The organism is Robertkochia sediminum (genome assembly GCF_016786255.1).
Lineage (GTDB): Bacteria > Bacteroidota > Bacteroidia > Flavobacteriales > Flavobacteriaceae > Robertkochia > Robertkochia sediminum.
The window spans coordinates 46,840-69,292 of sequence record NZ_JADMKT010000075.1; the positions used below are offsets into that span (position 1 = coordinate 46,840).

15 protein-coding genes and 1 tRNA gene are annotated in these 22,453 nt (G+C 41.8%); 3 read left to right on the forward strand and 13 right to left on the reverse strand.

Features of this window, described 5'->3' with window-relative positions; genetic code table 11:
- Positions 1 to 509: 509 nt before the first annotated feature.
- A complete protein-coding gene (locus tag IS446_RS08855; protein WP_203059936.1) occupies positions 510 to 3,305 on the reverse strand; it encodes an outer membrane beta-barrel protein in 2,796 nt (931 codons plus the stop codon).
- A 186-nt stretch (positions 3,306 to 3,491) separates the two neighbouring features.
- Positions 3,492 to 4,796: a ribosome biogenesis GTPase Der gene (gene der / locus IS446_RS08860; protein ID WP_203059938.1), complete on the reverse strand. Its 1,305-nt coding sequence runs from the start codon at positions 4,794 to 4,796 to the stop codon at positions 3,492 to 3,494.
- 255 nt (positions 4,797 to 5,051) lie between these two features.
- Here der and IS446_RS08865 point away from each other — a divergent pair, with 255 nt between their 5' ends.
- On the forward strand, positions 5,052 to 5,588 hold the full coding sequence (locus IS446_RS08865) for a lipid-binding SYLF domain-containing protein (protein WP_203059939.1): 537 nt from the start codon (positions 5,052 to 5,054) through the stop codon (positions 5,586 to 5,588).
- Between the two features lie 56 nt (positions 5,589 to 5,644).
- Here IS446_RS08865 and era read toward each other — a convergent pair whose 3' ends face one another.
- The 3 genes from era to IS446_RS08880 form a co-directional block, all read right to left on the reverse strand.
- Positions 5,645 to 6,532, reverse strand: coding sequence for a GTPase Era (era, locus tag IS446_RS08870; protein WP_203059941.1), 888 nt, complete (start codon positions 6,530 to 6,532; stop codon positions 5,645 to 5,647).
- On the reverse strand, positions 6,519 to 7,892 hold the full coding sequence (locus IS446_RS08875; protein WP_203059942.1) for an alanine/glycine:cation symporter family protein: 1,374 nt from the start codon (positions 7,890 to 7,892) through the stop codon (positions 6,519 to 6,521). Before IS446_RS08875 ends, era begins: the two co-directional genes overlap by 14 nt.
- Positions 7,893 to 8,202: 310 nt before the next feature.
- Complete coding sequence (locus IS446_RS08880) at positions 8,203 to 9,099, reverse strand: hypothetical protein (RefSeq protein WP_203059944.1); 897 nt, start codon at positions 9,097 to 9,099, stop codon at positions 8,203 to 8,205.
- A gap of 229 nt (positions 9,100 to 9,328) precedes the next feature.
- Here IS446_RS08880 and IS446_RS08885 point away from each other — a divergent pair.
- A tRNA-Met gene (locus tag IS446_RS08885) sits at positions 9,329 to 9,401 on the forward strand.
- A 331-nt stretch (positions 9,402 to 9,732) separates the two neighbouring features.
- Here the strand turns inward: IS446_RS08885 and IS446_RS08890 are convergent.
- The 4 genes from IS446_RS08890 to IS446_RS08905 all read right to left on the reverse strand — a co-directional run bounded on the left by IS446_RS08890 (position 9,733) and on the right by IS446_RS08905 (position 16,392).
- The gene (locus IS446_RS08890; protein ID WP_203059945.1) at positions 9,733 to 12,357 is read right to left on the reverse strand and encodes a carboxypeptidase-like regulatory domain-containing protein; all 2,625 of its coding nucleotides are present in this window, start codon (positions 12,355 to 12,357) and stop codon (positions 9,733 to 9,735) included.
- Positions 12,350 to 13,138, reverse strand: a complete 789-nt coding sequence (locus tag IS446_RS08895) for a GLPGLI family protein (protein WP_203059947.1) — start codon at positions 13,136 to 13,138, stop codon at positions 12,350 to 12,352. Before IS446_RS08895 ends, IS446_RS08890 begins: the two co-directional genes overlap by 8 nt.
- A 467-nt stretch (positions 13,139 to 13,605) precedes the next feature.
- Positions 13,606 to 14,814, reverse strand: coding sequence for a site-specific integrase (locus IS446_RS08900; protein ID WP_203059949.1), 1,209 nt, complete (start codon positions 14,812 to 14,814; stop codon positions 13,606 to 13,608).
- A 666-nt stretch (positions 14,815 to 15,480) separates the two neighbouring features.
- On the reverse strand, positions 15,481 to 16,392 hold the full coding sequence (locus IS446_RS08905; protein ID WP_203059951.1) for a leucine-rich repeat domain-containing protein: 912 nt from the start codon (positions 16,390 to 16,392) through the stop codon (positions 15,481 to 15,483).
- Between the two features lie 377 nt (positions 16,393 to 16,769).
- Between IS446_RS08905 and IS446_RS08910 the strand changes: the two genes are divergently transcribed.
- Entirely contained in the window at positions 16,770 to 17,414 is a 645-nt protein-coding gene (locus IS446_RS08910; protein ID WP_203059952.1) for a hypothetical protein, read from the forward strand.
- Positions 17,415 to 17,642: 228 nt separating this feature from the next.
- On the opposite strand, the gene IS446_RS08915 is transcribed toward IS446_RS08910, so the two are convergent.
- From IS446_RS08915 to IS446_RS08930, 4 genes are all read right to left on the reverse strand, one after another.
- Positions 17,643 to 19,856, reverse strand: coding sequence for a CocE/NonD family hydrolase (locus IS446_RS08915; RefSeq protein ID WP_203059954.1), 2,214 nt, complete (start codon positions 19,854 to 19,856; stop codon positions 17,643 to 17,645).
- A 20-nt stretch (positions 19,857 to 19,876) separates the two neighbouring features.
- Positions 19,877 to 20,509 (reverse strand): hypothetical protein, encoded by a 633-nt coding sequence (locus IS446_RS08920; RefSeq protein WP_203059956.1) that lies wholly within the window; start codon positions 20,507 to 20,509, stop codon positions 19,877 to 19,879.
- Positions 20,510 to 20,626: 117 nt separating this feature from the next.
- Positions 20,627 to 21,346 carry a LytR/AlgR family response regulator transcription factor gene (locus tag IS446_RS08925; RefSeq protein ID WP_203059957.1) on the reverse strand — a complete coding sequence of 240 codons (720 nt, stop codon included), beginning with the start codon at positions 21,344 to 21,346 and terminating at the stop codon, positions 20,627 to 20,629.
- Positions 21,333 to 22,424 carry a sensor histidine kinase gene (locus tag IS446_RS08930; protein WP_203059959.1) on the reverse strand — a complete coding sequence of 364 codons (1,092 nt, stop codon included), beginning with the start codon at positions 22,422 to 22,424 and terminating at the stop codon, positions 21,333 to 21,335. Before IS446_RS08930 ends, IS446_RS08925 begins: the two co-directional genes overlap by 14 nt.
- Positions 22,425 to 22,453: the final 29 nt, after the last annotated feature.

The window sequence follows — 22,453 nt, forward strand, 5'->3', positions numbered from 1 at the left end:
GAACGAATGCTTTACCATTCTTCATGAGATTGCCACGTCGTAGCTTCGCTCCTCCTCGCAAAGACAACGGCACCCTTTAGTCCCCTTTACCTCTTGATACTCCGTAGCTTTAGCGAAGGAGTACTTCACCTCTTTACACTCCGCAGCTTTAGCGAAGGAGTGCTTTACCATTCTTCATGAGATTGCCACGTCGTAGCTACGCTCCTCCTCGCAAAGACAACGGCACCTTTAAGCTCGCTTTACCTCTTGATACTCCGAAGCTTTAGCGAAGGAGTGCTTTACCCTTTCACACTCCGTAGCTTTAGCGAAGGAGTGCTTTACCATTCTTTATGAGATTGCCACGTCCTAGCTACGCTCCTACTCGCAAAGACAACGGCACCTTTAAGCTCGCTTTACCTGTTACCTGTTACCTGTTACCTGTTACCTCAAAAAAAAACCACCCCTCCATTATCTGAAAGGGCGGCTTATATCTTGAGTCTTTATTCTTTATTCTTTACTCTCGATTCTAACTACCTTCTAATCATCATACGTCTTCCTCCCATAGAATTCGGACGCTTACCACCAAACTGGTCGAACTTCCATGTAAGGGTTACCATAAAGTACTGGGTAAGTACAGTACCCTGGGAATCCTGAACAAAATCGACTCCGGCAGTACGCTGGGTATTGATATTCTGGTTGAGCAGGTCATAGGCGATCACTTTAAGGCTGGCACTTTTCTTAAAGAGCTCAACCCCCAGGCTCATATTCCAGAACACGGCATCGCGATCAAAAGAAGGATCTACATTCCCGTTATAGGTATAGGTAATATCATTCCCCCAGATAATATTTTCCGGCCAGTAGGTCGTGGTTCTAAGTCCTGCTGTCTGGGTAATGAAATTAATATCTTCAAAACGATCGAGGTTGTATTTCACCTCATTGTAGTTAAAGGAATACTGAGGCTCGAACTCTACCAACTCATTCCAGGCAAAGGTCATCGAGGTTCTCAATCCGGGAGCCGAAGTCTTGGTTTCCAGCTGCACCCCGTTCGAAAAGTTGATCGCTTTGTTGTAACGGTAATTAGGATCAAAACGAAGGCTCAACGTATAATTATCATTCTTCTTCAACTGCTTGTTATAGCCCACTCCGGTAAACAGGCTATAGGCCCCATCAACATTTTCATAGGTGGTAGTTCTCAGGAAATCGGCATCGGTAGTGGTTCGGGCCACCACCTGATCTTCTGATAACTGACCGCTCAGGTACACAAAGAATCCCTGACCACTCCTCCAGTCGTAATTACTAAAGTTCATTCGAACGCGGTGTTCCAGTTCAGGATCAAGGTTAGGATTACCCACCACGATGTTCAGCGGATTGCTCACATTAGGAATGGGCTGCAATTGGTTCACCGAAGGCACATTTACCCTTGGGAAGTACCCCATAAAAATTCGGGTATTCTTACCGAGCGACAAGCGGCCGCGCATTTGAAACAAAAAGTTATTATACTCCTTGGCAAACGACCCTCCCTGGAGAAAATCTTCATTCTTAAGGTCGTTGGTCTGATAGATGCCTTCCAGACTTATAAAATTACGCCCTTTGCGGTATGAGAGCCCTACCGAAGGACTCTGACGGATGTTCCTGAACTCAAAGTCCGAACTTAACAGGTCATTAAAATCAGTATAGGTCCCGCTGTTCTGATCAAGATCAAAAACCGAGCGCTCGTTCTTTTGCTCCGATTGCTCGTACTGGTATTCGAGCTCCAGACGCAATGCCTCCGTGATCGGATAGCGATAGCTAAGCTCTGCCAAATAGGTGTTGTTGGCATTGCTCACCTCAGTCTCCTGATCAAGGGTTTCCACAGAAGCATTCGTTCCGAAAATCTCCCTGCGACTCTGCTGTGCACCAAGGCTTTTCGTCAGGTTGTTGGTATTACTAAAAGAGAATTGTACAAACTGCCCAAGGGTATCGATCCTTTTAAAAACATCGAATCTATTGGAGAAATTTCGAACATCGGCATCGCTACTGTTAACATTCTCATTCTCATTGATCAAGGCATCCTGCTCGTCTGTAGAGCGGGTACTGCTCGAGGTAAAGCGCTTGGAGTTACTCACGTTCATACTCGGTCTCACAGACAGCTGCCATGATTTATCCAGATTGTATTCCAGGTCACCACTCACCCTGTGTGCGTTGGAGAAGGAATTAGAAGAAGATTCCGATTCGGTAAAGAAACGGCCATCCGGGAGGAGGTTCTCTCTGGAGGTACGCTGGTCGTTCACGTTCTCACTATTTCCATAGAAGTAGTTCGCCCCTAATTCGAAGACATCTTTTTTAGCATTGGCATAACTGGCACCTGCATTGGTCGAGGTGGTGATCCCGTCGCCTCCACCAAAACTTACGCCATTCACAGAAAAACCACCATTACCGCCCCCAAAGCGGCTTCCATTGACTGTAATAGCACCATTTCCTCCCACGGCCTCAAAGACCTCATCTGTAGAAAATCCGGGACTGTTAATATTGTTAGAGGCAGCGAGTACACTCACCCGCTGGGTGTTGTTGAAGTAATTCATGAGTCCGCTGGCCTGGTAACGATCGTCGGTACCATATCCGGCAGCAACCCTTCCGAAGACTCCTTTGTTCTTATCCTTTTTTACGGTGAGGTTAATGGTCTTATTCTCGCCATCTCCCTGATCTCCCGTAAACTCTTCGGTACGCGTCTTGGTATCGGTGATCTGGATCTTCTCGATCACGTCTTTTGGTAAGCTACGGGTAGCCACCTTGGGATCACTATCAAAGAAAACCTGTCCGTTAACCAGTACCCTGTTTACAGGCTGTCCGTTCACGGTAATATTTCCATTGAGGTCTACCTGCACTCCGGGCAGCTTTTTCAAAACATCCTCCACAGAGGCATCGGGACGGGTCTTAAAAGATCCGGCATTGAATTCCAGCGTATCTTTCTTGATCTTTACCGGAATACGCTCAGCTACCACATCGACACCTTCCAGCTGTTCAGCCTGAAGCTTCAACAGCACGTCACCCATGGTGAGGGAGCGCTTATCCAATGTGATCTCACGGGCATTGGTCTCGTATCCGTTATACGACACAAAGAGTTTTACGCGTTTTTCGGGCGTCTTAAACTCCAGGTCGAAGGCTCCCGATTTATCGGTTATCGTATATGATATCAGGCTTGAATCGGCAGGATTCTCTGCATAGATGGTCGAGGCCTCAAGGGCATGAAGGTTATCGGCATCTTTTACGGTTCCTGTAATGTGGTATTCCTGGGCTGCAAGGTTCTGAAGCCCCATTAGGGCAAATAGTAAGTAAAGTTTTTTCATTTAGGTTGTATCAGTTTAGGGCTTAGACCAGCCTTGGAAGAAAGGGTTTAACCTGTTTTTGTTAAGCTATTCTTAAAAAAACAACCTTTTCACACAAAGGCATGACATTTACCTTAAGTCGTGCCGAAAATAGATACAACCTTTTACAACTAATGTTAAAGAAAAACCAATATTTCAGGAAAGTTCTTACTTCTTTCTCAGGTACACCTGAACGGGAACCCCATGAAAGTCGAAATTCTGTCGAAGTTTGTTTTCCAGGAATCGCTTGTATGGGTCGCGCACATACTGCGGCAGGTTCGCAAAAAAGGCGAACTGCGGTGTAGGCGTTGGCAACTGGGTACAGAATTTGATCTTTACATACTTCCCTTTATAGGCCGGTGGCGGCTGGTGCTCTATGATCGGAAGCATGGTATCATTGAGCTTTGATGTAGGGACACGTTTTGTCTTGTTCTTATACACCTCTACGGCCGTTTCTATAGCCTTATAGATACGTTGTTTGGTAAGCGCAGAAATAAAGATGATCGGCACATCGGTGAAAGGCTCGATCTCTTCGCGTATGCGATTCTCAAAATCCCTAACGGTATTGGTCTCCTTATCTACGAGATCCCATTTATTTACCAGGATAACCACCCCTTTCTTATTGCGTTCTGCCAGCCAAAAGATATTCTGATCTTGTTTTTCGAAGCCCCTGGTAGCATCGATCACCAGCAAACACACATCACTGTGTTCAATAGCACGCACAGAGCGCATCACGGTGTAGAATTCCAGATCTTCCTTCACCTTGGCTTTCCTTCTGATCCCGGCGGTATCTACCAGGTTAAACTCAAAACCAAATCGATTGTATTTCGTATCAACGCTATCTCTGGTAGTTCCGGCGATATCGGTTACGATATAACGTTCTTCTCCGAGGAGGGCATTGATAAATGAAGACTTTCCGGCATTCGGACGCCCCACTACAGCAAACCTTGGAAGTTCACTATCTTCTTCCTCTACTTCCTCCGGCAGCTTTTCTACCAGGGCATCGAGCAACTCCCCTGTTCCACTACCATTAATACTTGAAATGGTGTAATATTCACCCAATCCAAGGGAATAGAATTCAACGGCATCGGCCTCACGCATGGCATTATCGACCTTGTTCACTGCAAGGAACACAGGCTTTTGGACCTGCCTCAGCAATTGGGCCACTTCTTCATCCATACCGGTAACACCAGTAGACACATCGACCACAAAAACGATCACATCGGCTTCATCTATCGCCAACTCCACCTGCTTATCGATCTCCTGCTCAAAAATATCATCACTCCCCACTACGTAACCACCGGTATCGATCAGGGAGAACTCCCTTCCGTTCCAGTCACTACGGCCATAATGCCGATCCCGGGTAACCCCGCTTATTTCGTCTACGATCGCATCTCTACGTTTGATCAGACGGTTAAAAAGGGTCGACTTCCCGACATTGGGCCTACCTACTATGGCTACGATTCCGCTCATATCATTCTATTTAGTGTGCAAAGTTACGCACAAAGCTTTGAAGTTAAAACAAATACTTCTCAGGCTTGATCTCCACCGGCGACCTTCTCACAAAACCCGGCTCTTATAAGAAGGATGCCAAGGCAAAAACAAGCCATGTTTACAACAAAAATTATTTTCTTAAAAATAAACTAAAAATCTCATTATCAAGTTATTACGTTTTCTTAAATTTGAGATCCTACTATACCTGCATTAAAAACAAAAACCAGAATCATTATGAATACTTTGAAAAATGTGATGCTAATTATTTTTCTGGGATTGTTCACGATAAGCGTATCGGGGCAGACCACGAAGGATAAGAAAGTAATGTTAGACGCAGATGATGCGAAAAAAACCCTGTTGGCCGAAGATCCCGGGTTACAAAAAATGTTCGACAATTCTGTGGGGTACGTCATTTTCCCCAACGTCGGAAAAGGAGGTCTCATTGTTGGTGGCGCCACCGGTAACGGCGTTGTTTACGAAGGTGGCAAACCCATTGGAATGGCTACACTATCTAAGGTAAGCGTTGGACTACAGGCCGGAGGGCAGGCGATCATCGAAACCATTTTCTTTGAAACTAAGAACGAGCTGGAAGAATTCAAAAAAGGAAAGTTTAAACTGGACGCCGGTGCTTCTGCCGTTGCCCTCGAAGAAGGGGATGCGATCACCGCCAACTACTCTGAAGGGGTAGCCATTGTAACCCACACCAAGGGTGGATTAATGGCCGACGTTTCTGTAGGGGGCCAAAAATTCAAATTCAAGCCTTTCAAATAAGCGTAACGATATACATGAAAAGGAGAAAGGAGTTCCCGGCCGGTTGGCCGGGTTCTTTATTTCTGGTCGTAACCGAAACGCCTTAGCTGGCGCTGATCAGACCTCCAGTTCTTATTCACTTTTACATAGAGCTCAAGGTGTACCTGCTTTCCGAAGAACTTTTCAAGATCTTCACGGGCCTGTACCCCTACCTTTTTAAGCGCAGCCCCTTTATGGCCAATGATGATCCCCTTTTGGGTATCGCGCTCCACCATGATCACCGATCGCATGCGAATGATCTTCTCGTCTTCCAGAAACTCTTCAGTCTCTACTTCCACCGCATAAGGGATCTCCTTTTTATAATTCAAAAGGATCTTTTCGCGTATGGTCTCATTCACAAAAAAGCGCTCCGGCTTATCGGTAAGCTGGTCTTTAGGATAGAATGGCGGAGACTCAGGAAGGAGTTCCAGAATCCGATTAAATACCTGTTCTACCGAAAAATTCTCCAGGGCAGAGATCGGGTACACCTCGGCATTAGGCACTTGTTCTCTCCAATAGGCCACCTGGGTCTCCAGTTGCTCCTGGTCGGCCTTATCGATCTTATTGATCAACAAGAGCACTGGCACCTTAGAGCCGGTAAGCTTTTTAAAGAAGTCTTCATCCTTCAGCGCCTTTTCGCCGATCTCTACCATATAGAGGAGCACATCGGCATCGTCAAAGGCCGAACGTACAAAGTCCATCATAGACTTTTGCAGCTCATAGGCCGGCTTGATCACTCCCGGTGTATCAGAAATGATCATCTGAAAATCGTCTCCGTTCACGATCCCGAAAATACGGTGACGTGTGGTCTGGGCCTTGGAGGTGATAATGGAAAGTTTTTCGCCTACAAAGGCGTTCATAAGGGTCGATTTCCCCACGTTGGGGTTACCGATAATATTTACAAATCCTGCTTTATGCTTGGTCATAAGTTGCTTTTGAGAAATAGGCCTTCATCCCGGCGTTGATATGGGGGGCAAGGTATAATACGGCGATCATGTTCGGGATCGTCATCACCGCAAAAGCCAGGTCGATCAGATTGATTACCAGGTCTAAAGAGGCTATCGCTGCAAAAATAATACTAATTATATAAATATAGTTGTAGTACCCTCCGATCTTTTTACTCTTCGTTAAAAAGGTAAGACACTTGGTTCCGTAATACGAATAGGTAAACAGGGTCGATATGGCGAATACCACCACCAGTACCATCAGGAATTCGGCTCCCCATCCATAGAGCGAACGTTCGAATGCCATCAGGGTAAGACTTATCCCGTTGCTTTCCGGCTCCAGGTAGGCTCCACTCACCAAAATGATCAAGGCGGTAATGGTACAGATCACTACGGTATCGATAAAGGGCCCGAGCATGGCCACGAGGCCTTCCTGCACGGGTTCATTGGTTTTTGACTGACCGTGATACATAGGAGCATTTCCCACTCCCGACTCACTGGAGAACACCGCACGACGAATCCCCAGCAGGATGATCCCCCAGAGTCCGCCCTGAATGGCCGTATTAAAATTAAATGCCTCTACAAAGATCATTTTAAATGTTGGCAATACCTTATCGATATTGGTGATAATGATAATGGCTGCAGCCAGCATGTAAAGGGCAACCATCCACGGTACCAGCGATGCTGAAGCTTTTGCAATATTCTTGAGTCCGCCAAAGATCACAAACGAAGTAATGATCACCAGGGTGACACCGATTATGGCCCTCCATGTGAACTCTCCCAGGTTGGCAATATGGGTATCCGGTTGCACCACGGTGATCAGGGTTTCGGTAAGCTGGTTGGTGGTAAATGCAGGAAGCACTCCCACTAGGCCGGCAACACTGAAAACCACAGCCAGGGGCTTCCCGTATTTCCCGAGTCCGTTCATCATATAATACATAGGGCCACCCAGCACCCCTCCGTCGGTATCCGGCGAGCGGAACATCACGGCCAGGGAGCAGGAATAGAATTTAATACACATCCCGATGATCGCGGTAACCCACATCCAGAATACCACCCCGGGCCCTCCATGGTGAATGGCAATAGCCACCCCTGAGATATTCCCGAGACCAACAGTAGCCGCTACGGCTGCCGCAAGGGCCTGGTAATGACTTACATCTCCCGGATCAGAATGTTTATCGTACTTCCCTGCGGTGATCTGCAGGGCGTGTTTAAAATACCGGTATGGCGTAAACCGAGAGTAGAATACCAGGAAGGTTCCCCCTCCGATCACAAAAATGAGCATGAGCCATTCGGCGATTCCGATAAGTTCACTGGTAAGGTTTTCGAGAAATGCTATCATAGGTTGTTAGTGGTTTTGAGGTAAAAATGGGTTACGGCCGGTTAAAATAGTCATTTTGTAAGAAATCAACGAGTGAGGAAGCATCGGAAATTAATGAAGCAAGTGCATTCTTCGCCCTCTCATGGTATAGCCTCGAATACGCTCCTTAACCCCAATACATTCCAGACAGCAATAAAAGAAAGGGGAGCGAATTCCGCTCCCCTTGTGTATAAAGTTCTACGTAGATCAACCTGTAAAACTCAGCTTCAGACACTTACTCAGTTGTTTTCAAGACCGGAGGTCTTCCGCTTTGCGCTAACTCAAAATTTTCTTATTCCACTACCTTCTTCAGGGTATCTTCGATATACCCGGGGGTAGACATGATCTTGGTAAAGGTTCCCATAGTAAGGTCCGGGAACGACAGGGCGATACGATAACGCCCATGCAGCATCACCACCTCTTTTCCGTTCACCAAAAGTTCGTAGGGAAGAAATGCGGTATGCTTATGATCTCCGATATCGATCTTAGGCATAAAGTTCTTTTCACCATCGGCATCGATCATTCCAAATCCGTAAACCACCAGATCGGTATTGGGGATCGCCACCTTATACACCTGTGTGAGTCCGCTAACCCCATTTTTCACCGCAGCATCAATATGATCTACGGCAGCCTGATGACTTGCGAATTCACCCAATTCCACCACATCATCAAACTTGGGCATTCCAAACATATAGCGGTACGACTTCAGTTTTTTAGCATCGAGTCCTTTTTCTGAACCAAAGGCCTTTCCGTTATAGTCCCCTATAGCCGACATGGCGTTAACCAGCTTTTTAGCCAGGGCATCGTAATTCGATTTTACTTTACTGTAGTTATCTCTAAAGTAAGCCGTACCCCAGTATTCCGGAGTGGTATAGCTCACTACCGACTTCCCACCTTCTTTGGTGATCGCCACACGAAGGGTCGCTGCAAGACCCCTGAGTTCACCAACCTGCTGAACAGATCTCAGCAATTCTTCGGCGGTAAAAACAACGATAGCCGCATCGGCATGCACGTTGTCATAGGTACCCACCACCTTAAGCCCTTGTGCGTTCAAGGCGTCAACCACCGCAGTTTTTGTAACTGCTACAGATTGATCCCCGGCAGTTCCCAGGGTATACGGGCGAAGTTCCTGGGCCTGAATATTCACAAAAACTGCAAGAAGCAGTGCTAAGAACCATATATTTTTCATTGGGTCGTGTTTTATTTACCCAGTAAAATTAGGTTTGAGGGTGAAGGATTCACATGATAAATCTCATAGAAGGCAGAAAAACGGTTGTATTTATGAGGGAGCGTGTGTAATGAGGAATTATTTTCAACGACAAAGACAACAAAATGAAGCGCTTACGAACAGGTTTAATTTTTTTTGTGATTTTAGTTTGTTTTAAACCCTGAAAGTTTCGTATGTTTGCAGTCCACATCGCGGGATAGAGCAGTAGGTAGCTCGTCGGGCTCATAACCCGAAGGTCACTGGTTCGAGTCCAGTTCCCGCTACTAGCAAAATCAAGGCTTCTGAGAGATCAGAGGCCTTTTTTGATTCCAAAAATTGGCCCGGGTACAATATAGGTCAAGCGAAATCCGCCTATTCCTGCTTTTTTTCATTCCCCTATAAAATTGACCTTAAATGGTATTATCAGAGTATAAAAACCCTCAAAAAAAAATTAAAATTATTTTTTGTTTGTCCTGTTTGGGAATCGCTAAATGGAGGAATAAGTCAAATAAGCTCGTTTACCCGGCCTGAAATGGGGGCCTGTAAAGGAGATGAAAAAATTTAGTTTATGTCTAAACCCAATTCCGAGAATATCCAAATTCCAGGTTGGAAGCACTAAAACCTATATTTTACTTCTGCTAAAAAATATCTTGGTAATATTGGAATGGAAGATTCGGTGGTCTGAAACTCATTAATAACAATATTTGCAAATTGCCCTCGGTTGGCTAAATTCTTTCCTGAAATTCGATAGGACCAGTTACCCTTCTTGGGATTTAGATTGAAAATCACATCAGAAAACAAATAGTAGTCTGAGTTGAGCGTATAAAAGTTGTTATTTACATCAATCTTTATCCAATCATTCAATTCTACAAGTGCATTTAAAAAGCCTTGGTAATAACCATTTTCAGATTGTTGATCATTAAAATATCCTTTAGAATAATTGTATTGCAATTGAAATTTAAAATTCAACGGAATATTGAAATAAGAGGTACCCTGAATGGTATATAAAGCATTGTAGTTTTCGAGAATACCACCTTCGTTATTAATCATTACCCCCATGGTGTTCCAGAATTGATCTGAACTAATTTTAACGGAGAAAGGAATGAAATTCAGGTATGTTGATATTGCAAAATTTCCATTAACCATTTTACCACCTTCTAATAATTCGTACTGGTTGAATATTATATTTTCATTTACAAATGAATTGAAACTATACCTTTTATCGGACAATCCATAAGACAAGGAGGAGTTGATGAATAATAAATTTTTATAATTCTTGTAGGCATATCGAATACTGAAATTATGATTTTTGGAGTCTGCAATGGTATTACTTCCTCTGACTAGGGTTCGGTAATTCCTCAATAAGTAATTACTATTTATTTGAAAGCTCCCAGGTAATTGATTGTAATACACATAATTAAAGTTAAAAACCCCTGTACTCTTACTTTTATATCCTATTGAAATAGAAGGACTTAAAAAGCTGAAGTTCTCAATTGATAAGTCACTGCGCAGTTCATTCATGGAATACTTTAAAAATGACTTGAACTTCCAACTTGAAGAAAGATCGTAGTGATATTTGGTTGTGATTTTATACCCGTTATTTTCGTATCTGAAATTCCCGGAAAGACTATCTACCATTTGGTTGTCACCTACGAAATATTCACTGGTTATTTTCTTATCCTCGGCGAATCCTTCAACTCTTACGGTAGCTTCAGAGTGTTCGAATTTCATAAACAATTCACTATTAACACCACCATACTTTTGGGGGGCATTTATAGCTTGTTTCCCATTGCCGTCATTTTGCGTATTTGAATTTTGATCAAATAAATTTGGCCTTAGTGACAGTTTTTGATCTACTTCATTAGAACCCCAGTAACCATTAATGAATAATAATTTGTTTTGACTCAGCTTTTTCGAAATATCTAATTGATTGTAAAAACGGAAATTTTGTCCCTCTACATTTTGAACTATATTTTCCCCGTTTAAATCCATTTCTCCATACCTTTCAGAAGGCTGAAAATTAAGATCTGCCCGATAAACATAATAGGTTTTTGAGTTGCCCAAATATTTAACCTCTACCTCCGCGTTGACAACATCATCGTTTAATTCTAAATATTTCCTTTCGTAAAACGATATAGAATCTAATGCTCCAATGTATGATCCTGATATTTGATACCATTTATCTTGCTGATCCTTTGATATGTTTATCATAGACCGCAGTGTTAAATTCTTATTCAATTTACCAACTATACTAAATGAGTTTAAAAACGAATTATTGAAAACATCTTCATTTTTTGAAAGTTGAGATTGAGAAACCTCATCAATATCAACAATTAATTGATTCTCTTTTCTAAAGTTTTTGTCAGATAGGTTGGAAGATCCACTGGCAGCGGTAATTTCTGAAGTCTGAGGGACTGTCAATTCTCCAATATTATTTAAATGGCTGAGATTGAAAATTTTAATTTTCTTTCTGAGTAAGCCTATGTTTCCCCTATTTGAGTACCTCTCGTTATTACCTAAGCCAAGATTAATATTACCGAACCATACGTTTTTCTTCTCATCATTCAATTTTAAATTAATGGCTACTTTATCACTTTCTTTAAAGGATTTTAGTACTGGATTATCTTCAAAGTTATCAAGGATCTCAACAGCGGAGACATGGGATGCATCCAAATTTTTAGAGAGTATTTTGTACTTATTATCGAATAAATCATCACCTTCAATTAAAAGCTTATCAATAAATTTTCCATGAACCTTGATCTCGCCATTTGATTCGACCTCTACTCCTGGAAGTTTTGCAAGTAAATCCTCAATCACTTGCTCATTTCCATCTTTATAGCTATCAGCATTAAAAACAATAGTATCTCTTTTGATTATAATTTTTTGCTGCCCCTCTAATACAACCTCATTTAATTGCTGAATATCCTCAACCAACTCGAAGTTGTATTCATTAGCCTTTGCTAAATCAAGAACTATCTCTTTAACAATTGATTTATAACCCAGAGCGGTAATTTTTAATTGTAACGTATCGTTCTGTTTCACATTTTTAGGCAATAGGCTGTACCGCCCGTCTACATTTGAATAACCAAATGAATTAATAGCTTTATTATGAAACAATAGAACAGAGATACCTTGTAATTTATCTCCATTACTATTGGTGATTTTCCCATAGACTTGTGCATTTTGTGCGGAAATACCAAGTGAAAAAAAAAATGCAATTAGACACAAAAATTTATTCATCAAAGGCTTCGATATAGACATTACTCATCGGCAACTTAACCTGATTACTCAATCTTGAGTTTCCAGCTTCAGATAACACTCTCCCTCTTTTGACACCTTTTTTATGTCGCTGCATTAGGTTCTTTTTATATGTGTTTAAGTCAATCCATTGTGCATTTTCTGTATCCGGTCGAGGCAATTCTATTTGGCTAAATCGTTTAGTTGGATATTCTAAAGATTTGAAGTAAAAATATATCTCTTTATTCTTGTCATATGCCTCCAAAATAAGGCCGGGTAGTCCATACAGTTTCCATGGTCCAAATGGAACGGGAATCTCAGGGCTAAACCAGGCCGTGTACTCACGACCTCTGAATGAACCAGTCGCTTTAATACAATCTAAAGCACCTATTTTTTTTGTTTCCTGACTAATCTTCCAATCAATAACCGGAATCTCTTCCTTAACATAATTCGATCCAACATTACTGGAATTTAGGGAATTATCAATTCTATTAAAATGACAAATTAAACCATTAGGAAATGTGGCCTTATTAATGAAATAATGTTGATTCTTATTTTCAATATGAGTCATTTTATTTATCGGACCACCCTCCAGGGAATCCTTTCGAAATACATAGGACGATTGATTCTGGTTAAAGGTTAAATAGGCATTATAATCAATTCCAACGGGAGCCCCCATTCCAAAACTTTGTATATGGCCATACTCCACTAAGCCATACCTATTTTGAGAATGAAGAATTTGAGTTATGATAATGCAGGATAGAAAAATTAATTTTTTAATCATGTTTCACAGATCTAGACAGTTGTAGGCCATATTACTTTTTTGAACTCCTTCACAACTCGTTTCTCACTGAATTATTTATTACTTCATTTATGCCTCCTGGAAAAAGTTCCACCTTAATTCCTATAAAATATCGAATATAAGCTATATGATAGAATTAGCAAAAGGTATTCTGACCTTTTAATTTTATCCTTTAGTATGCATTGTATAATGAATAGCGAGAGGGTAACACGCTAAAGCGATGTTACGGATAGTAGGATTCCTTTCAATCCTTTGTGATTACTGACGAAACCCTAACCTCATTTTTACTATAAAAAGGAAGTCTTTTAGTAAGGTGTTAGCCATCACATTTCATAGGATTAGTTATGGAAGATTAGGGGCTTACAACCTACTCAAAAAAGAATTTCGAGAATAATTTCAACCTTTCGCGGTATAAAATATCTCCGTTTACAAACGTTTAATTAGTAATACTAGAAATTCACCACCTTATCCAGGGCATCGTCGGCTTCCCTCTGCATAAAGCTAGCCTGATAAGTGATAGTGGTAGTGATGGAAGAATGGCGATATAATTTTTGCAACATCTGGATAGAAATCTTATCACCGGAAATATTACCAAAGGTATGGCGTGCAATATGCATAGATAATTTCTTATCAATACCCAATTTATCAGCAATAAGCTGCAACCTTCTGTTAATGGTTCTGGTAGCGGTCCGGATCCTGGTAAGGACCTGCAACTTATCATCAAAATTGGTCCCCTTAAGATAGTCAAACACCAGGTCATTTTTTAAAATGGCATCCTTACGATATATGGCAAGAATCTGTTCAGCCTTTTCCGGCACCTTCAGCGAAACCAGTTTCTGGTTCTTATTCATACGATATAACAACCTGCCATCATTGAAATCACTCCACCGGAGCTCCAAAACATCACTTACACGTATTCCGGCAAAATAGAAACTTATAAGCCATACGTGTAAAGCTCTCAATTGTGCTTCAGTGAGATCCTCTGCGCTTTCCAACTTTACCACCTCCGAGATCGACAAACCTATTTTCTGAGATTCAGGAATCTTAATCGTGATCTTACCTCTTCCAAAGGGATACTTTGCCCTGGAAGCCACCCCCTCGGCTATGGCCATGTTATAGATCTTACGGATCATGATCAGGTAATTTACAGCCGTTCTTGGTTTCCTTTTCTCCTGATTCAGAATAAATCCCTCAAATTTCTTTAACACATTTACGGTAATCTCATCAAAGGGTATATTACCCGGTCCTAAGAACTTCCTGAACTTCTCCACCCTGGCTTTTTGGGTCTGGTACTGCCGGTACTTTTCTGCTCGTTTAAGATTATCCAGATGAATATTAGCCATATCGAAGAAATCGAGTCGATCCTCCCCTTTCACCCTTTTGCGCACTCCCTTAGCACTGATATGTTCTCCGTTAATCTCCGCTTCCAGTAACTTATCGTTGACGGCTGCCAGTTTTTTGACAATAAAATGATTTAAACGAGTGGCATTGGGATGACCGGATCTAACCAAACCCCGATCTTTATCCCAAAATCTCGGAGCAATATATTGACCGGTAAAAACATAAGAAGTCTGTCCGTTTTTTGTGATCCGTATAGTAATTGGATACAAACCCCGGGAGTTCATCTTCTTCTTCAAAACTGCCCTTACCGATGCCATTTTTTACAACTGAATTCGAATAAAGTTACCTATAAAAAATGGTACCCGGGTACAATATGGGTCAAACATTTTGTGATATTAAACGGTATTATTTGAATTCAACAAAAATTAAAAACCCAGTAATAACAGGGGATTGAAGCATTTTGATGAATATTGATTTCCCTTCCAGCCCCCCTCATAACCCGAAGGTCACTGGTTCGAGTCCAGTTCCCGCTACTAGCAAAACCGGTTTCGAGAGAAACCGGTTTTTTTATGCCCTTTAGCGAGCGGAATTTATTCCAGCGAGCGTGAGGGCATAAAAAAACCAGGCCTTGCGAAGCAAGCCCAGGTTTTGGTTGTAAAGCTTCTCCCCCATGGTCCGCCGAGCAAAGCGAGGCAATCCAGTTCCTCAACAAATAAAACCCTTGAAACAATCCTTTTGAAATAGTCCGATAAACAGTTTACTGTATTATCGGGATACGAGAAAGGAGCTACTTGTGAAGCAAGTGAAGGGTTTTATTGGCACTATCAACTCCCCGGGATCATGAAAGAGCGAAGCGAATTTCATAATCCAGTTCCTCAACAAATAAAAGCCTTTAAAAGCATCCTTTTGAAATAGACCGATAAGCAGTTTACTGTATTATCGGGATATGAGAAAGGAGTTACTTGTGAAGTAAATGAAGGGTTTTATTCGCACGAAACATTTAATTTCTGATACTCCGACAGCATTACTGTAGCAATTTCCTGACCGCTAAAGATCCTGATACAGGATAAATCCGAATTTCGATCAACTCTCAAATCGAATAATTGCTCATTATGACTTACATCGAGACGATTTAAGAGGTTACTGGAAATATACAGGTGAGTTAAATTCGCATTCTGCTCCAGGTCGATCGTCTGCAAAAGGTTACCTGAGATCAACAGGGTCTCGAGCAAAATGTTGGTGGTAAAATCTACAACCTGAAGCTTATTGGAAGGAATAAATACATGTTGCAAATTAATGGCTCCTGTGGTATTAAGCGATACCAAATCATTATGACTTATATGTAACACTTCCAATGTCTTATTATGAATACTAAATTCCTCAAGGTAATTCCAGGACAGATCAAGATCTTTCAGGCCTGTCATTTCAGACAAGCCATAAATATCACCAGCTGAAGTGAATTCATTAGCCTGAAGGTCGAGGTAGATAAGGTTTGTATTGTTGCTAAGATCAATTGCAGCAATGCTGTTTCCGGAAAGAGAGAGTGTATCCAATAATACATTTTGACTTAAATCGATCGCTGTTAAGTTCTGGCTTGCGGCGGATAAAAACTTTAGATTGACAAATCCCTCTATCCCCGCAAGATCTTCTATTTCTCCAATAGCACCGGAAAAATTTATATCTAATTGGATCACCTTTTCAGCATCCTCTTTTAAGATCTTCTGATTGACCACGCCGTCTGAATCAAAGCCCTGTTCAATGAGCATGGTTTCAAAATGAGCATCAGGAATATTAATATATGCTTCAGCATTCGGTCCGGTGGCATCATCTGTTGCGCATGACACCACTATAGCTAATGCAAAAAGGCCAATCGAATATGTTATGCTATTTTTCATAAAGGGGTATTTAAATTCTTACAACACCTACTACAAGACGTCTCTTCAATCTGTTTGTTACAGTTATTTCCCGGCTTTCTTTCCATGAAAAGACGGCGATGAACAGCACATCATTGGCAAGAATTTTCTGCAAAAGCAATTCTTTATGCTTATTCCTACCAAACCTGACGAATAAAAAACAGGGGACTGCGAAGCAGAAACCGAGTTTGACTGTAAAACCCCGATGGTCCAACGACCGAACGCAGCGAGGGAGTTACTCCAGCTTCCTCATTAATAAAACCCTTTAAACAATTCTTTTGAAATAGCCTTTACTTGTAGGTAATTCTCCTGCTGGTTTAAAACTGTAAAACAAGTATATTTACTTTATATTGTTGACAATGACCTATTATCGCCTCGAACATTCATTAGATTTAAATATAATTGGAGATTACCCTCAAGTCCAATCCTCCATTTATCCATCAGATTTAAATGATATAATTAATCATTCTGAAATACAAAGAATCGAGAACTTATCTCCTATAGGGGTATTAAGTAAGAAGGCGAAGCTCACGGACTTGGTCAGTGCAGTGGGAAAAGGATATAGCCTAAAACTCCTAGTTAGTAATAATCTCAAAATTATTCTTGAGAAATACGCGATAAAATCTGAATTCATTAGCACAATGCTCACGCAGGGCAAGAAAAATTTCAATGATTATTTCATAATTGATTGTAATAATGACAGAACAAAAAATATTGATTTTTCAAAAAGCAAATTCAGTGTAAATACCCGAAGGATTAGAATAGGAAATTCAACTCAGGAAATCTCTATTGGGTCCTATCATGAATTGGAACAGGCCATTGAGGAAGCAAAAAAACATAGAAACCGAATAACTATTGATGTCCTTGCATTTCCTGATAATTTTGAGGACCATTTTTTTATAATTAGAAAAGTTAAAGGTGGAATTGGATATTATGTTTCAGAAGAGCTCAAAAGTGCAATAGAAACTTCACGATGCACAGGTATTAAATTTACCGAAGTTTAATATTTGAATAGTATCTACGAACACTAAATAATATTTCGTTACTCAATTTTGCGCAACCTTTTTCAGTTAAATTCCCAAAAGCAAAACACAAAAAAACTCGTTTACCCGACCTGATCTCAGGGCCGATAAACGAGCTGAAGGAATTTTATTTATGGTTTATACGTGATGAATAGTCTTCTATAATATTAAGAATATCATTCTACCTCCCTATCCTGAGCACTCATAATTCTATTCGATCCATACCGGTAAGGAGATACTGCTGTTTCCTGTGAACCGGATCTTCAAAGGTGTATCTGCATCTTTTATACTTTCTGCATTGACATCTTTACCTGTTCCGTAATTGATCTGGGCGTTGTTGTTCTTATTGACGTTAACCACAATTACGATACGACTCCCTTTTTCGATCATCTTGCTCACCAGTTTCGGATTGTTAAAGGAAATCCTGTGCAACTTATCCGGGGTCAACAAGGTTCTCTGTTCCCTGTTACCGGCATAACTCGCCCTGCCGATATAATAACTTAAATGAAAATAGTTTCCTTCAGGGGTTTGCTGATACAAGATCACCGAATAATCAACATCCTTTTTATTAACGGCTAACTCCAGGTTCCCCAAAAAAGAACCGTTTATAATCACATCTTTATCTAAGGGAGCTGACCGGAACACCAAACCATCTTTCATGTTAATTTCTTCGCGCTCCAGGGGCCATGGATAGTATTCTGTATTGGTCATGGTCGACCGATCTTTAAGATCCACTTCCATTGCGAGTTTAGCGCTGTTTGCTGATGTTACCAATTCATGAAAACCTTCCTCCTCGTCGTTACTCAGATAATAGGTAAGGGTGTCGTTCGTCATGTCCTTCAAACTGGGCTTGTGCATCCAGGTGTTCCTTCCCATGACCTGAAAATTCACTTTATCCCTGAGCAATTCAGGTTTTTCTTTTCCCTTAAGAATATGATCAAACCACTGATAGACCACGTCATATCTGATATCTATTAAAGCTGCCTTATCCAGCTTATAATTTCTAAGGTATTCCATGGGCCTGCCCTGTGCGGTCCAGTGATCATAAGGTCCGATCAACAAATAATGTTGCGGATCTTTTACGTATTTATGGTGCTCCTCGTAATAATACAGTGCGCCTCTTTGGGCATCGTCGTAATACCCGGTGATCGTAAGAACGGGGAGGTCGATCTTTGAAAATTCGTCTTTATACGGAATCATTTTTTTCCAGAACGCATCGTAACCCGGATGTTGCATATAGGCATTCCACAAGGTATTTACTTCGCCATCCAGGCTGTCTAATTTATTAAACGCCACCCCGCTGTTATACCAGGTATTCTTCAGGTTGTTCCAGCGATCAAAATCGGCCAATACTTCTCTATCCAGATACTTGTTGTTAGTCACATAAAAATTCCATGAATAAGAGTAGTTATGCAGCACATTGTTTTCCATAGGATAATCGATACCCGGAGCAATAGCCACCGAAGGAACAATGGTTTTTAAAGCCGGATGTACCCGGTGTTTCATGGAAGCCCATTGCGTAAACGCATCGTAACTCCCTCCATACATCCCGATCTGCTTATCAGACCAGGGCTGTTTACTGATCCAATCCAGAACCTGGTATACATCGGTATTTTCATACTCAAAGGGGATGATCCTGCTCTTACTCTTTCGCTTTCCACGGGTATTGGCAACAACCCCTACATACCCTTTGGAGGCAGAAAGCATGGCCCACAAGGGCTTTTCTTTTGCATAGATCGAAAATGCCAACAGGGTTGGCAGCTCTCCTTCCCTCCTGCCCTTCCGCTTTACCACCACTGCCGAAATTTCTTCACCGTCTTCAGCAGGGATAATAATGCTATCGTCTATATCGTACCTGCGCAAGTGATCTTTTGCTATTTCTTCTGCCACAATTGTTTTGGCCGACGAAAACACAGTACTGAAGAAACATGCATTTACAAGAGCCTTTGCCTCCTCTACCGAGAGCTTACCCTCTTCTGTATGCTGGTAGGAATCTTCAAAATTTTCAAGATAGCGCGCTGTCTGATCTCTGATCACCATGGCCAGATCGAGATCTATGACATGAATATCATCGGAAGCCCTTAAATAGTTTTCATAAGCACTTCGAAAAGACGCCTCAAAGTTTCCTGACATCCGGGCCTGGGCATACAGCTTATAAAAGCGCAAAAACAATTGTTCATCTTTTGAGGCGGTATCTTCCAGCTGCAGGATCACCTCATGCGCTTTTTGATAGTTTTCACTAACCATATACGCACGGTAAAGGTCTCTCTCTTCTAATTCCTGATTCGATAATTGTTCTGCCAGTTGTCGCACCTGTGCCCTTTGCAGTTCGGGGTTTGGAGCATCATTCTTTTCGAAGCGGATCTCCTGACCAAAGGCGATGCAACTAAATGCCATGGCCCCTGCGATCATTAGTTTTCTCATTATTGAGGATACATGCATGGCTACTTCGTTTTTTGTGGATCTGAATAGGCGATTAACTCACTGGTATAGATGCCATAACCATCATCCTGGGTATGCATAATGTATTCTTTCAACAACGGACTATACCACCAGAAATCGGTTACTTCTGCTTTCCCTCCTGTACTTAAATTTTCGATGGTACCTTCATATTTGATCTTATAAGCCCAGAAGGTACCCGCTTCTACAGTGATCTGTTCATAGCTGATAATTTTCACATTCCGATCGGATATTCCTTTACCTCCCGATTCGTTTTCCCAATGTTCGATATGCTTCCAAGTTTTGCCCACCTTCAACGGCCAATCGTGAAAGGGATTTTCGCCTTCCTCACCATTAACCATCGTAGCAGCAGGTATGGTATCGTGTCGGCTATTACCAAAATAGAATCCGAGATCGCCATTATAGTCCACCACTTCTTTTACATCTACTCCTTCTCCCATTACCTTATCGTTTATGGTACGCTGCCACTTCCAGGTCCACTTCTCACCGATCTCGAAATCGGTTAAAGTGGGTCTTCTTGTTTCAAGAGAAGTATTGTTTCCGCATGAACAAAATAGGTTTAAAATAAATAAAAGGATCAGTTTAGTTATACCCGTAAAATTTAATAATTGATACATGATCAGGTGTTTTTATATGTTATTCAGGGCGAAATAACAGGGATGATATCATTTTAGGAAGGGAAAGTACAGGAGCGTGCAAATACCGCTTTAAGCGTAAAATTCCGAGGACTTCGATTACAGGCTATTCAGGTTCTTGAACTTGATCGACTGACGGCTGGAAACTTCAATTTTTTCTCCTGTGGTCAATACAATATGCAGCCTGTTATTAAAATGGGGGTATATCTCTTCTATGTATTGGGTGTTAATGATCTGGCTTCTGTTCGCCCTAAAGAAAACCGCAGGATCCAGCTTTTCTTCCAGTAGATTTAGTGATCGCTTTATCATGGCCTTATGTTCGCCAAAATACAACCGCGCATAATTATCCAAAGACTCTATATAACGAATTTCAGACAGGGGTATAAAATGACATTGCTCCCCGTCTTTAACGAAGATCTTGCGGTGCATGGGCAATACCTCAGGCTCTTTCTTTGTTGTTGATAATTCCTGCTTCACCTTTTCAATAGCCTTAGCAAAGCGCTCGGCCCTCAGTGGCTTCACCAGATAATCCAATGCATTTAATTCAAAGGCCTTTACCGCATACTGGTCGTAGGCCGTTGTAAAGACCACTTCCGGAACCGTTGTAAGTTCTTCCAGGAGGTCAAAACCCGATTTCTCGGGCATATGTATATCTAAAAAGATCACATCAGGGGCCTCTTTGGCAATCAACGCCAATGCGGCATCGGCCGTACCGGCCTCCCCTGCAATGACAAATTCAGGGTGGTTTTTCAATGCCCGCTTCACCTCTTCCCTGGCCAAACGTTCATCATCTATAATTATCGCCTTAATTGTTCTCATCCGTGCTCAAAGGTAATCTTATGGTTGCTTGCACCCTATCCTGATCCAACTGCTTTAAAGTCAGGCTTGCTTTATCCTTAAATTGCAGGTATAACCGATCCCGCAAGTTCTTCAGTCCCAGGCCGCCCCCGGGAGCATCTCCCGAAATTTTTCCCGGATTACTGACTTGAATATGCATCTCATCATCGCTTTTATGGATAACCAGGGATATTCTCCCTCCCTGTACCTTTTTATCGATGCCGTGTTTAATAGCATTTTCCACTAACAGTTGTACGCTCAATGTAGGCACCTTTACGGCCTCTAATGATTTATCTACGGAGACATCCATAGAGAGACGTTCTTCAAAACGCAGTTTCTCCAGCTCTATATAATCATTCACCAGGTCTAATTCACTCCTTAAGGTATTCAACCCTTTATCCTTCTCATACAGGGAAGAACGCAACAGGTCTGACAACAGATCGATGCCGCGTCTTGCCGTGTCCGGATTCTCCAGGATCAAAGATTTAATGGAGTTGAGGGAATTGAATAGAAAATGCGGATTCAGTTGGGCCGATAAATTATCGAGCTGGGTTTGCTTGATCAACGTAGACAGTTGTGCATTTTCTTTTGCTGTATTGACCTCCTTCTGATAGTAATGATATAAATGATAGGCCAGGATCCAGATCGACATCAGCCTTAGTGCCGTGATCAATATGGGATTCCAATACACAATGGCCTCTTTAAATGAAACATTAGGGTCCATAAGGGTGCTCCAGAAAAAATACCATTTCACATTGCTGATCAGCACATAGATAACAGACAACAAAAGTATACTGGGAACCACGCGCACCAACAACTTCTCAAGCGGTAAGCGTATCCAGTTTGCTTGTACCGCAAATTGCTTATAGAGATGCGTCAGACTGATCCCAATGGCCACATCAATGGCATAATTCAGGAACGTACTAAAAACACTGTAATGATCTCTTGTGTATACGATGTAAGCCCAATAGGTGGCCACCAAACCCCATCCGGCCAACTGACATTGCCAATACAAGGGGAGCCTGCCTTGTTTTTTTGTTCTGTTTCGTGTAGTGTCCATAGGCCGCTCAAACTAGTGAGAATGATGAA